Source organism: Pseudomonas sp. ML2-2023-6, from assembly GCF_037055265.1.
In the GTDB taxonomy this organism is placed as follows: domain Bacteria; phylum Pseudomonadota; class Gammaproteobacteria; order Pseudomonadales; family Pseudomonadaceae; genus Aquipseudomonas; species Aquipseudomonas kulmbachensis.
This window is the reverse complement of sequence record NZ_CP146347.1, coordinates 4,583,790-4,598,729: the sequence shown is the minus strand read 5'-3', so window position 1 is coordinate 4,598,729 and position 14,940 is coordinate 4,583,790. Positions and strand designations below refer to the sequence as shown.

Sequence of the window (14,940 nt, the reverse complement as noted above, 5' to 3'; positions counted from 1 at the left end):
GGCGGCTGTATGGGGTACAGCCGTCGTTCTTCTTAGTCGGCGCATTGGAGCAAGCGACCATGGATGTTGAAAAAGTATTTGGGTCTGCCGATTGGCAGCTTATCAAGGGCGAGGTCCAGTCCACCTATAGCGAGCATTTTTCCCAATACAGTTATGCCAAGTATCCGGCGCTAGACTACCAACGCTTCAAGCAGACTTTTTCAGCCTTCAAACCTGTCGTCGAAGTTGATTCGGCATTGCTCTGGAAGTGGGGGCACTGGGGGAAGACCAATTATCCCAGTAAACAGGGGCTCTTGATCACTGAGATATCGGCGTTTTGGGGTGAGTATCTCAATTGGGTTGGTGTTCTTGCTGATGCCCCTTCGCCGAAGGATACCTTTCAATGGTGGAGCGAGCGGCTTGGGCGACTGCGCTATATCACTTCGGCTTTCCTGACTCACCTGATTCATCCTAGCGATGTGCCGATTATTGACCAGCATAATTTTCGCGCCATGAATCATTTTCTACGCGTGCAACAGCCGAAGAAAAAGCCTTCTGACTGGCGCGATATCGCTCACCTGAAATGTTTTCTAACCGAAGCAACTAACAAGCTTCAGTACTCAGAAAGCGACTTTGACAAATACCTGATGATGTATGGCCGTGCCCTTAAGCCGCATAAGCCTAAGAAGTCTCCCAAGGAAAATGCATGAACCGCTCTGCACTCAAGAAATACGCTCCCCAAGCTCGTCTCGATTTTATCGAAGCGGTGACCCAGCGGGCCCGGCGTTTGGGGCTCGATCCAGTCCAACCAGCCAATATTGAGCAAACGGGCGATGTGTTGTTAATTGGTGGCCAGCCATTTCCGGTCAGCATTACCAAGCAACGTGCCACGTTGGCCCAGCGTATTCAGCAGCAGGGCTTTAGCATTGTAATCGAGGCATTGGCCTACACTTGGTTTAACCGCTTGGTTGCCATTCGTTTTATGGAACTCAAGGGCTACTTCAACCATGGCTACCGTGTGCTCAGCCATCCGCAGGGCCAGCAGCCGGAGATCCTCGATAATGTCCAGCACCTTGACCTGTTCGGGTTAGATAAGGCCGAAGTCCTCCGCTTGAAAACTGCGGGTAATAAGGACGAAGAGCTTTACCGCGAAATTCTGCTCGCCCAGTGCCATGAGTTGCACCGCAATATGCCGTTCCTCTTCGAGGCGCTGGATGATGCCACTGAGCTGCTGCTACCGGACAACTTGCTGCGTACCGATTCGCCTATTGCCCGTCTGGTCAACGATATTGAAGAAAATGACTGGGAAGAGGTAGAAGTCATCGGCTGGATCTACCAATTTTACATCAGCGAAAAGAAGGACGAGGTGATCGGCAAAGTGGTTAAGAGCGAGGATATACCCGCCGCCACCCAGCTCTTCACTCCCAATTGGATCGTCCAGTATCTAGTGCAGAATAGTTTGGGTCGCCTCTGGCTTATGGCCAATCCTGGCTCCAGCCTGAAAGAAAAAATGCCCTACTACATCGAGCCCGCCGAGCAAACGCCGGAAGTCCAGGCCCAGCTGGATGCACTGATCAAGGTGCGCATCGACGAAGATGGTAGCACCCTCAATCCTGAATCCCTTACCGTCCTTGACCCTGCCTGCGGCTCCGGTCACATCCTCGTCGAAGCCTACAATTTGCTGCGTGCCATCTATGAAGAGCGTGGTTACCGGCTACGTGATATTCCCAGGTTGATCCTGCAAAAGAACCTGTATGGGCTGGATATCGACGACCGCGCTGCCCAACTGGCTGGCTTTGTTCTGCTGATGAAGGCTCGTGAGGATGATCGTCGTTTGTTTGATGAGGCCGGTAATCCGCCGCATCTTAATGTTATGGCTATTCAGGAAAGCGCTGGTCTGCCGCATGAGGAGATAGCGCAGACCATTATCAGTGCAGCTATTCAGATCGAGGGTGGTGATGCCTTCAAGTCGGGGCAGCTGTTTGGTGGCGGACAGCTAGAAACGCAGCACAGCTCAGGTATTATGGTATCCGATCTGCGTCAGCTAATTCATTTGTTCGAGAATGGCAAGACCTTTGGCTCGCTGATCAGCGTACCGGAGTTTCTTACGGCTAAACTGGCAAAGATTGTTGGTGTGCTCGCCAGTGTGCGCCGCGAGGGTGATGACTTATCTAAGAGCTATGCCGGGCAGGTACTTGAGCAGTTTGCTTGGCCTGCCAGCTTGTTGGCGCTGCAATATGATGCGGTAGTCGCGAATCCACCTTATATGGGTGGAAAGGGGATGAGTACCGAACTTAAGGCTTTCTCAAAAAAACAGTTTCCGGATAGTAAGTCTGATTTATTCGCTATGTTTATGGAACGTGGGTTTCTATGGTGTAAGTCCACAGGTATAAATAGCATGGTTACTATGCAGGTCTGGATGTTTTTAGGGGGGTACAGAGGGCTCAGAGCTAAGATAATCGATGAAAAGTTGATTGGAAGTTTGGTGCAGATTGGATATAATAGTTTTCCAGAATTAAATTCTAAGATAGCTCAGGCCTGTGCGTTTGTAATATTAAATTCATCAGTTTCTAATGCTGTTTCAAGGTTTGTAGATCTTAATTCATGTGAGGCCTCTACTGATAAAGGAGAGCTTTTCTTGGTGCATCGCTCTTCACTTACATACGACCGGTGTTCAGGTGGATTTAAACATATGCCGGGCGCCCCTATCGCATTTAGAATGTCAGAGAGGGAGCGTATGTCCTTTTCAGATAATCCACTTAATGGTGAACTTTGCGAAACCTCTAATGGTGTGCAAACAGGTGATAATGCCTTATTTGTACGGGAGTGGTTTGAGGTTTCTCAGGAGAAAATCGGCTTGAAATGGTTCCCTTACAATAAGGGTGGGCCATATAAGAAGTGGTTTGGAAACGGCGGAAATCTCGTTGATTGGGAAAGTGATGGGGTGAATATAAAGGCGCGGAGTAATTCTTGTTTTAGAGGTGAGGAATCCTATTTTAAGCCATGCCTAACATGGACCGACGTTACTTGGAGGTTGTCTGGCCGCTACTTGCCTTCTGGTTATATATCTGATGCGGCAGGACCCTGTGCGTATTTTTATAATGACGATGATATGTACTATGCGCTGGGGATCATGAATACCCCTTTGGCAGATGAGTGGTCTAAGTTAATAAATCCTACGTTGCATTTTCAGGCAGGAGACTTTAAAAAGATTCCGTTGGCCGCGTCATATAAGCGATCTCGCGTGAAAGAGCTAGTCTTATCTGCAATTGATATTACGGAAAAAGATCTGTTGGAGCATGAGGTTTCGCTTGGCTTTACTTTCAATCCACTTATTGTTGGGGGAGGGCTAATTGAGGGTGTGTTTGAAGATTATCTAAATGAGGTTGAGAAAAGAGTTCTTGATCTTAAACTTATTGAAAGTGAAAATCTTTTGGCTTTAATTGAGTCTTTTGGATTGGTTGATCGGAATGTTCCAGTAATTAAGGATGAGTGGATTACTCTTGAATGTAATCCTGCATATATTTTCGGTGGTGATGTCGGATTTCAAGACTTTAGAGTCAGGGCGAACCTTTCAGTTGAGCTTGTCAGTTATATGATTGGTTGCATGATGGGCCGCTATAGTCTAGATGAACCTAGTCTGATCTATGCACATAGCGGTAATATCGGTTTTGATCCTTCGCGCTACAGAAAATTTTCGGCGGATGCAGACGGCATTATCCCTATCAGCGACGATCATTGGTTCGAAGACGATGCCGCCGAGCGTGTGGGTGAGTTCGTCAAATTGGTCTGGGGTGCTGACACTTTTGTAGAGAATATGGAGTGGCTGTCCGATAGCCTGGGTCGTAAGGCCGGCGAAACCGCCGACGAGGCCATACGGCGCTACTTATCCACAAGCTTCTATAAAAACCACCTGCAAATGTACAAGAAACGCCCAATTTACTGGCTGTTCTCCAGTGGTAAACAGAAGGCTTTTGAGTGTCTAGTCTATTTACATCGCTATAACGAAGGCACGCTCTCTCGTATGCGCATGGAGTATGTGGTCCCCCTGCAAAGCCGCATGCAGGCCCGCGTCGACAAACTCGCTGACGACATTAACAGCGCCACTAGCAGTGCCCAGCAAAAGAGCTTGCAAAAGCGCAAAGATAAACTCACCAAGCAGCACGAAGAACTCCGCCGCTTCGATGAAATGCTGCGCTCCTATGCAGACCAGAGGATTACCTTAGATTTGGATGACGGCGTCAAGTTTAACTACGGTAAATTTGGTGATCTGCTAGCCGAAGTGAAAGCAATTACGGGCGGCAAGGAAGACTGACTGATTGGCGGCCCACTGATGTGGGCCGCTTTATCTCGACAAGGAAAATGTAGGTGCAAACAGGCAAATCTACGGTCAAAGATATTTTCGACGGCACTCGTATCTTCAATGTTCCCACCTACCAACGTGCCTATTCCTGGATGCGTGAGGACAATCTTGAAGACTTTTTCAATGACCTATGCAGTCAGCACCCGGACAGACCGTATTTCCTAGGGTCCTTTCTCTTCCATCTGAATGGAAACAAGAGCGAGTTCGCGCTTGTGGATATCGTCGACGGCCAGCAACGGCTGACGACCCTGGTCATCTTTATGCACGTGTTACTTGGGGGGCTTATTTCCCAAGGATCTACGCTGGTATCTGAGCGTACTCAACGTATATTCGTGCGTGATGGTGATGTCTTCAAGCTTGAGTCGGCGAATGAAGGTAATGCCTTCCTACATGATCTGGTGTTGGGTGACCGCCCACCTGCAACTGAAGACGTAACACTAAGAACCCATTCGCAACGACTTTTGTTAGACGCACGGCAGTATTTTGATGAGCAGCTGACTCGCCATGATCTGGCTATGCTTGAGCGAATTTATACGACCGCCATCAATGCTGATGTGCTGCTCTATGTGGTGGACAAAATCAGTACGGCTACCCAAATATTTGAATTGTTGAATGATAGGGGGCGGCGATTGACGGATCTGGAGTCAATCAAAAGCTTCCTGATGTATAACGCGGGAATTGTCTACGATCACCCAGAGCAAGTGATAGGTAAAATCCAAGAAGACTTTGCTGAAATTTATCGCCTGATTGAGTCGCACAACATTAATGATCGGGATGTGCTGCGTTATCACACGCTTGCGTTTGAGACGTACCCGAGCGATTACACTGATAAACCGAAGGCCTACATCAAGGAGAAGATACTCGGATTGGTGAGTGATGCGGAGCGACGGGAGGAGGCGAGAGCGCAGATTAGAGACTATCCAGCTCGCCTGAAAAAAAGCTTTCAATTATTTGCTCAGATCCGAGATCGCCGATTCATCGATCCGGAGTTGGCGAAAACATTTATGATTGGTCGTGTTGCTCCCTTCTATCCAGCGCTCATGAAGGTGCATAGTGAAAGACCATCTGAATTTCCGCGCTTGGTTAAAGCCATCAATGCCTTTACCTTCCGCTCCTCTTTAGCTCGACTGCGAAGCAACGGTGAAAGCTATCAGTTTACTTCTATGCGCAACGATAAAGATGTCGTTGAGGTGATCGAGAGCTTTGTTTTGGGGAATTGGTGGAACATTAACGGGCGGGCTCGCGAAGCCTTTGATTATAATAATTATTATGATTGGCTTGAAAAAAACGTAGTTAGATATATTCTTTTTTCTTACGAGAATAGTCTTCGTCGGCGTAAGGGCTTTCCATTGTTGTCGAGCAGAGACTACGCTTCAAAGGATGCCCGTGAAAAGCTTAGTATTGAGCATATCACTGCAAAGAAAGCATTGTCTGTTGAGTTTGATGATGACTTTAGAGAGAACTATCTGAATAATCTGGGTAACTTGGTGGTTGATCATGCGGCCTCCAACTCCAGCAAGGGGCGGAAAGGTGGTGATGAGAAGGTTATTCATTTCAATTTAGCGCCTTTAATGTCTCAAAATGAAATAAATGAAGTCGGTTGCGATTGGAATGATCTTGAATCAATAAAGAGATTCATTCGTCACCGTGAGGAAAAGTTAAAGAAGGAAGTTTCGGCTGAGTTCAAGATTTGAATCAGCGTTAGAACGATGGTCATTTCACATCAGTTGATGGTCTTCGGGCAGGGTGCGTAGCCGTGGTTTGGAACGGGCCCCTTAGGAGCATACTTACCGACATCTGACTGGCTGAATCCGGCTAACTGGTTTAAAATCTAGCTGAAAATAATCCTTATGGATAAATACTGGCGGTGAAAATAAACCAGCTCCTTTCCGATTGGCCCTACGGTGCTGTTGCCACGCAAGCGTGGCTACATGAGCATGGCGTAGGGCCAAACCTGGTACAAAAATATCAGCACAGTGGCTGGCTGGAGCGTATTGGTCACGGCACGTGGAAGAGAAGCGGCGATAAGATTGACTGGCAAGGCGGCGTTTTCGCATTGCAACAGGACGAGCCATTACGGATTTGGCCGGGTGGGGCGACGGCTTTGAGCCTGGCTGGATACAGCCATTACCTATCATTCGGGAAAGAGACTGTCGAACTGTTCGCCACAGCCGGCACCAGCCTGCCTGGCTGGTTCAGAAAGTACGCATGGGAAGTCTCGGTAAATTTTCACTCCACCGGGCTCTTCGCCTCAATGGCAGATCCTGCGTTGCAAGCCTTTCAGGTGCCTTACTCTCAATTTCACCTGCAAATTTCCACCCCAGAGCGTGCCGTGCTTGAGCTTATCCATCGAAGCGCGGACGAGAGTCTTTTTAGCGGTGTGGTCGACTTGTTCAGCGGGTTAGGTACCCTTAGCCCCCGCCGCTTGCAAAGACTGCTTGAGGCCTGCACCTCCATTCGCGTCAAACGTGTGTTCCTTTTGCTGGCTCGAAATGCTGGCCACGCATGGTATAGCCGAATAGACGTTTCGAAGGTGGATATAGGCAAAGGCAAGCGTCAGATCACGCCGGGTGGTCGACTTGATAAAGAGTTCCTCATAACCGTGCCAGGGAAATTTGCCAATGTCTCTTGATCCTCGTTACGCCGCTCAGGTCCGTTTGTTGGTCCAGGTGATACCTTACGTGGCGGCTGAGCATTGTTTTGCGCTCAAGGGCGGGACTGCGATCAATTTGTTTGTTCGAGATCTGCCTCGTCTTTCGGTGGATATCGATCTGGCTTACCTACCCAGCTCTGATCGTCACCAGGCTTTGTTGGATGTTCGCGCTGCGCTTGGACGTATTGCAGATGCCGTGGGTCTTGGCTTGCCGAATACAGGTGCAACCGTCCAAAGCAATCGGGACGATGAGTTGCGAATTTTGGTGAGAAGCCAACAAGCTCAGATCAAGGTCGAGGTGTCGCCGGTTCTACGAGGCACGGTTCATCAACCCACTGAGCGTGCTGTGGTCGCGCAGGTGGAGGACGAGTTTGGATTTGCTTCTATCTTATGCGTTTCTTTGCCTGATCTTTATGGCGGAAAAATTTGCGCGGCCCTGGATAGACAGCATCCCAGAGACCTCTTTGATGTCATGCTAATGCTCCGTGAAGAAGGGCTGACACGTGAAATTTTTGAAGGTTTCTTGGTTTATCTGATCAGTCATGGTCGACCTATGGCTGAGCTTCTTTCCCCTCGATGGAAGAAGCTTGATGGGATCTTCCAGGCAGAGTTTTCGGGCATGACGCGTGAGCCAGTTACCCTCGATCAATTGGAATCCACTAGGGCGTCGTTGCTTACTGCAATTCGTGAGCAATTCACCGAGCGAGACGCCGCTTTTTTGCTTTCTCTTAAGCGTGGGGAGCCGGACTGGTCGTTGTTAAATTTGCCTGGGATTGATCAGTTGCCAGCGGTTCGATGGAAGCTGCGTAACATCATGGAAATGTCTGCTTCAAGGCGGGCGGGCGCGGTTGATACTCTGCAAACTGTCGTTGACCAAATACTTGCGGGCCGAGCAACACAAGGCTAGTGATCGGCTCTTGAAACGGTTGGTTTATTTTTTTCTATTAAAGCACCCTTATAGGGTTTTATTTCGTAATATTTTAAACCCGCTTGGGGGCGGTGAATCATGTCAGAGCAGTCTGCACAACTAGAAAAGATTGGCCAAAGCTTGTTGCAGCTGTTCAGCGTTTGCCGAGTTGTATGGTGGGAAGATGCGGAGGGCGAGTTCAGTGAGCTACTGGATAGCATCGTTCTTCCAGACGTCCAGGTCCTAAGACGCTCCTCGGTGCCCGCGTTAGCGATCAAGAAAATCATAGAAACCGACAGGCCGGACTCTCTTTTTCTCATTTATGAGCAGGCTAGCCCTCCTGCCCCCGAGGATGATTGGCTACTGGATATCCGCCTTTATGCCGCCTCTTTCGCTGCGGATAGGACATCCATGCTGCTGCAAGAGCTAGGGTTGCGACGTCAAAGTTTGCGAGATCACTTGAAGGCTCGCAGCGCATTCTTTGCTAGCAAGGATAGGGTCGCGAAGATTCAGCGTCTTTTGAGTCCGGATGACGATGAGGCCGCCGTAGACCTTAAGATCCTGGCTGTGCTCGCGAAAGTTGAGCAAGCGGAGCAGTTTGCGGTTTTTACTGCAATATTTTCGTCGCTTGCTGACGCTGAAAACCTCGAAGAGAACGTGTTGTGGGATTCAATCTGCAAATTCGAGATGCAGGCGGTCTTCTGGCAACTCATGCTACAAGCATTTGGATATCAGCATACCGATCCATCGGTGAAGCATTTTTTTGTGCGTTTGTTTGCTACCGACATTGGTTATGCACTGGGCGCACAGGCACCAAGCAACATGTACTCTCTCCAGTTGAGCACAGTACGTGCGGCTAACGTGGCCGTCTTCCTGTCCCAATGGCGAGACAGTACCCTTCGTCAGCGCGCGTATGATCGGTTGTCCAGCAGACTTGCAATGGAATTGCGGCCGGGTGACTTGCTGGCTCAGGCATCTGTGGAGGCACTCATGTTGGTCAGCACTTTTGTCGACGTTGAGCGGCAGATAGCTGAACGGCTACGCGATTCTGTGCTAAGCAACACCAGCGAGATAATGGGTCAGGAGCTACGGGATATGGCGGCTCGTCGAATGGACGGATATTGGGCTAATCCCCGCTGGCCAGATAACGATGACGCGAACCGTTCGGTGTGGCACGCCTATTACCGCTCGCTAATCGCAGCCTCTGAGTTGTTTGAGCTAAGAAGGCGCTATGCGGGTGGGTTCTCCTTCGAGTCTCCGGAAGCTTGTTACAACGCGTATACCCAAGAGCTTTACCGCTTTGATCAGTTGTATAGGATCTACCACGAGGCTGCTGATGTCGTGTATGCCCGAAGCCCGGATGCGTTGTCTCCGTTGACATCTCGGGTTGAGCAAGATTACTTGACGGGTTTCCTCCAGCCTCTCGCACAGAAATGGGGAGCATTCCTCGATGGCGGACTGCTCCAGCAATGGAAGCTCCCAGGGGTTCCTAATCAGCAGAATTTTTATGCCGACCAAGTTGATCGCTATTTGAAGGGTGGCGATGACCGGCGTGTTTTTGTAGTTATCAGCGATGCATTGCGCTATGAGGTTGCTCAAGAACTGAGTGACTCGCTCAACGGCAAGTACAGGTTCGCGGCTGAGTTGGGTAGTCACTTGGGAGTGCTGCCGTCCTACACGAAGCTCGGGATGGCGAGCCTGCTACCCCACAAAACTCTTAGTTACACCGATGCTGGTTTGGTGCAGGTGGATGGGCTGAGCACAGATGGGTTGGACGCGCGCAACAAAATTCTTTCGGCAGTGAATGGTCTGGCCATACGTGCGGAAGATTTTTTGAATATGAACAAGACTGATGGGCGGGAGCTAATCAAGCCCCACCGGGTTATCTACATTTACCACAACAAGATTGATGCCGTAGGCGACACAGCAAGCACGGAAAGCAGCACATTTACCGCCTGCCGTGACGCGATCCACGAGTTGGAATCCATCGTGAGTCGCATCATCAACAATCTCAATGGGCATCGTGTGTTGGTCACGGCCGACCACGGTTTCCTGTTCCAGGACTCAGCGCTAGAGTCATTGGACAAAAGCAAGCTCGTTACCAAGCCTGCCAACAGCGTGGTATCGAAAAAGCGATATTTGATTGGGCGTAACCTCGGTACCAGTGAACAGGTGTTGAGTGGGTACATCCGAGAAACTGCGGGCATTACTGACGATATGATGTTTTGGTCGCCCCGTGGGGTTAGCCGATTCCACTTTGTGGGTGGGGCTCGGTTCATCCACGGCGGGGGAACATTGCAGGAAATTGCCGTTCCTGTGCTGAAGGTCCAGCAGGTGAGAGGCCAAAAGGCCAAAGAGACAGCAGTTAGGAAGGCGCAGGTGACAGTGCTGGGTAGCAATTTCACCGTGACGACCAACCGCTATGTATTCAATCTGTTGCAGACCGAGCCTGTGTCTGACCGGGTTCAGCCTGCTGTATTGCGCGTTGGGGTCTTTGACGCCGTTGGAGAGGCGGTTTCTGTCGTCGAGCAGGTGTCGTTCGATAGCGACTCACCAAACCTTGATCAGCGGCAGCGCAAGGTAATCTTGACCCTGCTGAATCGACCGTTCCCTTCTGGCGAGCGGTATTATTTCAAACTGCTTGATGCCGAAACCGATGTTGAGCAGTTCCGTATTGATGTCCGTATCAACCTGGCGATCAGCAATGACTTTGATTTCTGACAGTGAAAACCTCGATCTAGACCTTGATGGCCGCCTGAACGAGTTCTTCATGGGCAAGGTGGTCCGCAAGGATCTCACCAAGCGATTGAAGGAAGGTATCAACGTACCTGTTTACGTTCTTGAGTATCTGCTCGGGATGTACTGTGCATCAGATAACGAAGAAGTGATTGCAGACGGTCTGGAGACGGTCAAGCGCATTCTCTCAGAGAACTATGTGCGCCCTGACGAAGCCGAGAAGGTGAAGTCGAAGATCCGTGAGCGAGGTAGCTTCAAGATCATCGACAAGGTTTCCGTGAGCCTGAACGAGCGTCGAGATATTTACCAGGCGCTGTTCATGAACCTGGGGGTCAAGGATGCCGAAATACCCAGTCGCTTTATCAAAGAGTTCGAGAAGCTGCTGGCGGGCGGTATCTGGTGCATCGTGACGATGAACTATTTGTTCGAAGAGGGCGCCAAAGGCTCACCTTTCACCGTCCATGATCTGAAGCCGATCCAGATGCCAAATATGGACATGGATGCGCTGCTGGAGGCTCGGAAACACTTCACAGAAGATCAGTGGATGGACGTGCTGTTACGTTCGACGGGTATGGAACCGGCTCATTTTAAAGCGCGTACGAAGTGGCATCTCCTTACGCGAATGATCGCTTTCGTGGAAAACAACTACAACTGCTGTGAATTGGGGCCGCGCGGCACCGGTAAAAGTCACATCTACAAAGAAGTCAGCCCGAACAGTATTCTGGTTTCAGGTGGTCAAACGACGGTTGCGAACCTCTTTTACAACATGTCTCGGCGTCAGATCGGCTTGGTCGGGATGTGGGACGTCGTTGCGTTTGATGAAGTGGCGGGTATCTCATTCAAGGACAAGGATGGGGTCCAGATCATGAAAGATTTCATGGCATCGGGCTCCTTTGCTCGTGGCCGGGACTCCATTTCCGCATCCGCAAGCATGATGTTCGTGGGTAACATCAATCAGCCTGTAGACACACTGGTGAAGACCAGCCATCTCTTGGCTCCGTTTCCCTCAGCAATGATCGACTCAGCATTCTTTGATCGTTTCCACGCCTATATTCCTGGGTGGGAAGTACCTAAGATGCGGCCTGAGTTTTTTACAAATCGCTATGGGTTGATCACTGATTATCTAGCCGAGTTCATGCGCGAAATGCGTAAGCGTAATTTCGCTGATGCCATAGACCGCTATTTCAAGCTTGGGAATAATCTGAATCAGCGGGACACCATTGCAGTGAGGCGTACTGTTTCTGGTCTCCTCAAGCTGCTGCACCCCAGCGCAGATTATGATCGCGAGGCAGTCCGCCGTTGCCTTGAATATGCATTGGAGGCGCGTCGAAGGGTAAAAGAACAGTTGAAGAAAATCGGGGGAATGGAGTTTTACGATGTCCACTTTTCTTACATCGATGCGAACACGTTGGAAGAGACGTTCATCAGCGTGCCGGAGCAGGGCGGTGGTGGACTTATTCCTGAGGGCCAAGGCAAGCCAGGAGTGATGCACCTCGTGTCCACAGGCGCTAACGGACATCTGGGGTTGTACCGTCTGGAGACGCAAGTGACGGCAGGTAGCGGGCGGCTGAATATGTCTGGTCTTGGGAACAGCTCTTCCGCTAAGGAAGCGCTGAAAGTTGCCTTTGATTACTTCAAAGCAAACATCAGTCGGGTGAGTGCTGCGTCAAAAGTGGGGGATCACGACTATCACCTTCATGCGGTCGAGCTTCATAATACTGGCGCACCTAAGGCGCTGACTCTCGCTGGGTTTGTAGCTTACTGTTCCGTGCTGATGCAGAGACCACTCCAGGCGCAGATGGTTGTGCTGGGCGATATGAGCTTGGGTGGCAATGTGATTCCAGTTGAAAACCTTGCAGAATGCATGCAAGTTGCATTTGACGCTGGCGCGAAACGGATTCTCCTGCCAATGGCTAGCGTTACCGATATCCCAACAGTACCTGGCGAGCTGTTTGCAAAATTTCAAACCAGTTTTTACAGCGATCCGGTAGATGCCGCTTTTAAGGCTCTGGGTGTTAGCTGAAGTTTGGGTGTGCGCTCAATCAATCGAGTTCCCCGAGTCGGTGCACCGACTCGCCGACCATCCGGTTCGGAGGTGATGGTGCAACGAGCGGAGGTCGAGCTTCAAGGATTTTGATTCTTAGAGGCAAAAAACCAGTTGGCGGAGCGGCGCCCGCTGGGTCAATTCCTGGAGCTTGTCTCCAGGGACCTGCTCCGCAGAATGCTCCCACCGGGTCGCTCCTCGTGCCCAATCACTACACGATTGATATCCATGTATGAAGTGGCTGACCACCTGAGCGAGTCTGGACGGGTGATATTTGTACGTCCGGCCAAGTCATCTACCCAGCCCCACAAAGCCAAGACATGGTGTGCACTTAAATTTAAGTGGGCACCAGTTCTAGCCTTTTAAGCGGGTATTTCATGCAGCCAACACGCCGTTCCTGCTCCAAGTCCTTCAACGCCCAAGTCATCCAAGAGTGTGCCCAGCGCGGTACTTCAATTGCCAGCGTCGCACTCAACCATAGCCTCAACGCAAACCTCGTCCACAAATGGATTCGGCTGCAAGCGCAGCAAAGCACTGCGCTGCAACCTGCATTTATTCCATTGCCGGTGCCGCTGGTCGGGGCAAGCTTGCACTCAGCATCATCGAATATCTGTGTTGAATCCAGCATCCACATGGCACCGTCAAAGTGAACTGGCCCACTGAAAATGCTGCTGCCTGCTCGACCTTTCTTCGAGACCTTCTGCGATGATTCGCATCGATTCCATTTGGCTCGCGACCGAGCCCATGAACATGCGCGTCGTTACTGAAGCGGCGTTAGCCAGGGTGATCGCTGTGTTCGGTGCGGCGCAGCCGCACTGCGCTTATCTATCGTGACTGGCAGGCTTCTGCCTTGCCTGTATTTGTACCTTTGAAGCTTGAGACCGCTGGGGGTTTGTGCCGACCTTCGAGTGAGGTCTGGCCCGCATTCCATCGAAAGCTGCGTTTATGACAGAGAGTGGGCCGGGCCCTGCCTAGAACCCTCTGATTTGACCTTTAAGTCAGCTTATGAGTGGGCAAACGGGATGATAAATATTCGAGCGATTCGCTCATGTTGTGCCTATGTTGATTTATCCACACAAGATGTAGTAATTTTGGCTGCGTGATTAAAGGATGGCCTCATGCCATTCGGACGACTCCATCCTAAGGGACCTAGTATGCACATTGTTCGGTTCTTCCCCATCGGCAACGCCGATACCTGCTTGATCGAGTTGGAAAACGGCCGTCGCATTCTCTTCGATTTCGCTGACATGCATTGTTCGGACGATGACGAAGATAAGCGTTGCGACCTTGAAAAACAGCTTCGCGACATCCTTGGGGATGACAAGACGATCGATGTGGTTGCGTTCACTCACCTGGACAAAGACCACTGCAACCGGGCCAAGGAAGTCTTCTGGCTTGAGCATGCGGAAAAGTATCAGGACGACGATCGCATCAAGATCAAAACAATGTGGGTCCCGGCACATGCTGTCTTGGAGGAGGGGGTCACCGGACAGGCTCGTACCCTTCGCGCTGAGGCGCGGCACCGCTTCATCAAAGGGGAGGGGGTGCGTGTCTTCTCTCGTCCTGAGGAGCTTGATGATTTCCTGACCGAACGTGACATCGAGCCGAAAAAGCGTCGCAACCTGATCACTGACGCAGGGACACTTTGCCCGGAGTTCAACCTTGCACATGACGGTGTCGAATTCTTCGTCCACTCCCCATTCGGGAAGCGCGACGAAGAAAATGTCGTGCGCGTTCGAAATAACGATGCGCTGTTCATGCAGGCGACATTCGAAGTGGATGGTCAACAGACCAAACTGATTTTGTCTGCTGACGTCACCCACGAGGTGATTGATGACATCGTCGATGTCACTCGCTACCACGACCGAGAGCATCGCCTGGTATGGGACATCAACAACGTCCCACACCACTGTAGCTACAAGTCTCTGTCTGACGAGAAAGGCGAAGAAAAGACTGAGCCTTCTGCGTCGTCTAAGTGGCTTTACGAAGAGGCTGGGCAGCGTGGAGGGCTTTTGGTTTCGACTAGCAAGGTCATTCCTTCTGACGACGAAGATAAACAGCCCCCTCATCGCCAAGCCGCGGCTTACTACAAAGGGGTTGCAAAGCACCTGGGGGGCGAGTGGGTCGTATCGATGGAGCACCCTTCTAAAAGCAAGCCAGAACCTTTAGTGATTGAAATCAAGAGCACCGGTTACAAGATCAAGAAGGAACCGAGCAAGATCGTGATTGCGACGCCCGCCCCGCGCGCGGGGATCTGA

At 50.7% G+C, this 14,940-nt stretch carries 8 protein-coding genes; all 8 read left to right on the top strand.

Features of this window, described 5'->3' with window-relative positions:
* Positions 1–59 precede the first annotated feature (59 nt).
* The 8 genes from V6L79_RS21350 (at position 60) to V6L79_RS21315 (ending at position 14,940) form a co-directional block, all read left to right on the top strand.
* The gene (locus V6L79_RS21350) at positions 60–689 is read left to right on the top strand and encodes a hypothetical protein (protein ID WP_338579476.1); all 630 of its coding nucleotides are present in this window, start codon (positions 60–62) and stop codon (positions 687–689) included.
* The gene (gene pglX / locus V6L79_RS21345) at positions 686–4,294 is read left to right on the top strand and encodes a BREX-1 system adenine-specific DNA-methyltransferase PglX (RefSeq protein WP_338579475.1); all 3,609 of its coding nucleotides are present in this window, start codon (positions 686–688) and stop codon (positions 4,292–4,294) included. The genes V6L79_RS21350 and pglX overlap by 4 nt, the downstream gene beginning before the upstream one ends.
* Positions 4,295–4,347: 53 nt before the next feature.
* Complete coding sequence (locus V6L79_RS21340) at positions 4,348–6,036, top strand: DUF262 domain-containing protein (protein ID WP_338579474.1); 1,689 nt, start codon at positions 4,348–4,350, stop codon at positions 6,034–6,036.
* 173 nt (positions 6,037–6,209) lie between these two features.
* Positions 6,210–6,974 carry a type IV toxin-antitoxin system AbiEi family antitoxin gene (locus V6L79_RS21335; RefSeq protein WP_137203959.1) on the top strand — a complete coding sequence of 255 codons (765 nt, stop codon included), beginning with the start codon at positions 6,210–6,212 and terminating at the stop codon, positions 6,972–6,974.
* Positions 6,964–7,902 (top strand): nucleotidyl transferase AbiEii/AbiGii toxin family protein, encoded by a 939-nt coding sequence (locus V6L79_RS21330; RefSeq protein WP_098950601.1) that lies wholly within the window; start codon positions 6,964–6,966, stop codon positions 7,900–7,902. Before V6L79_RS21335 ends, V6L79_RS21330 begins: the two co-directional genes overlap by 11 nt.
* A gap of 99 nt (positions 7,903–8,001) precedes the next feature.
* Positions 8,002–10,623, top strand: coding sequence for a BREX-1 system phosphatase PglZ type A (pglZ, locus tag V6L79_RS21325; RefSeq protein ID WP_338579473.1), 2,622 nt, complete (start codon positions 8,002–8,004; stop codon positions 10,621–10,623).
* Positions 10,607–12,661 carry a protease Lon-related BREX system protein BrxL gene (gene brxL, locus V6L79_RS21320; RefSeq protein ID WP_338579472.1) on the top strand — a complete coding sequence of 685 codons (2,055 nt, stop codon included), beginning with the start codon at positions 10,607–10,609 and terminating at the stop codon, positions 12,659–12,661. The genes pglZ and brxL overlap by 17 nt, the downstream gene beginning before the upstream one ends.
* A 1,175-nt stretch (positions 12,662–13,836) precedes the next feature.
* Positions 13,837–14,940, top strand: a complete 1,104-nt coding sequence (locus V6L79_RS21315; protein ID WP_098950604.1) for a hypothetical protein — start codon at positions 13,837–13,839, stop codon at positions 14,938–14,940.

Coding starts and splice junctions, on each gene's coding strand:
- pglZ (WP_338579473.1), top strand. CDS start 8,002: ATGTCAGAGCAGTCTGCACAACTAGAAAAGATTGGCCAAAGCTTGTTG.
- V6L79_RS21350 (WP_338579476.1), top strand. CDS start 60: ATGGATGTTGAAAAAGTATTTGGGTCTGCCGATTGGCAGCTTATCAAG.
- V6L79_RS21315 (WP_098950604.1), top strand. CDS start 13,837: ATGCACATTGTTCGGTTCTTCCCCATCGGCAACGCCGATACCTGCTTG.
- V6L79_RS21330 (WP_098950601.1), top strand. CDS start 6,964: ATGTCTCTTGATCCTCGTTACGCCGCTCAGGTCCGTTTGTTGGTCCAG.
- pglX (WP_338579475.1), top strand. CDS start 686: ATGAACCGCTCTGCACTCAAGAAATACGCTCCCCAAGCTCGTCTCGAT.
- brxL (WP_338579472.1), top strand. CDS start 10,607: ATGACTTTGATTTCTGACAGTGAAAACCTCGATCTAGACCTTGATGGC.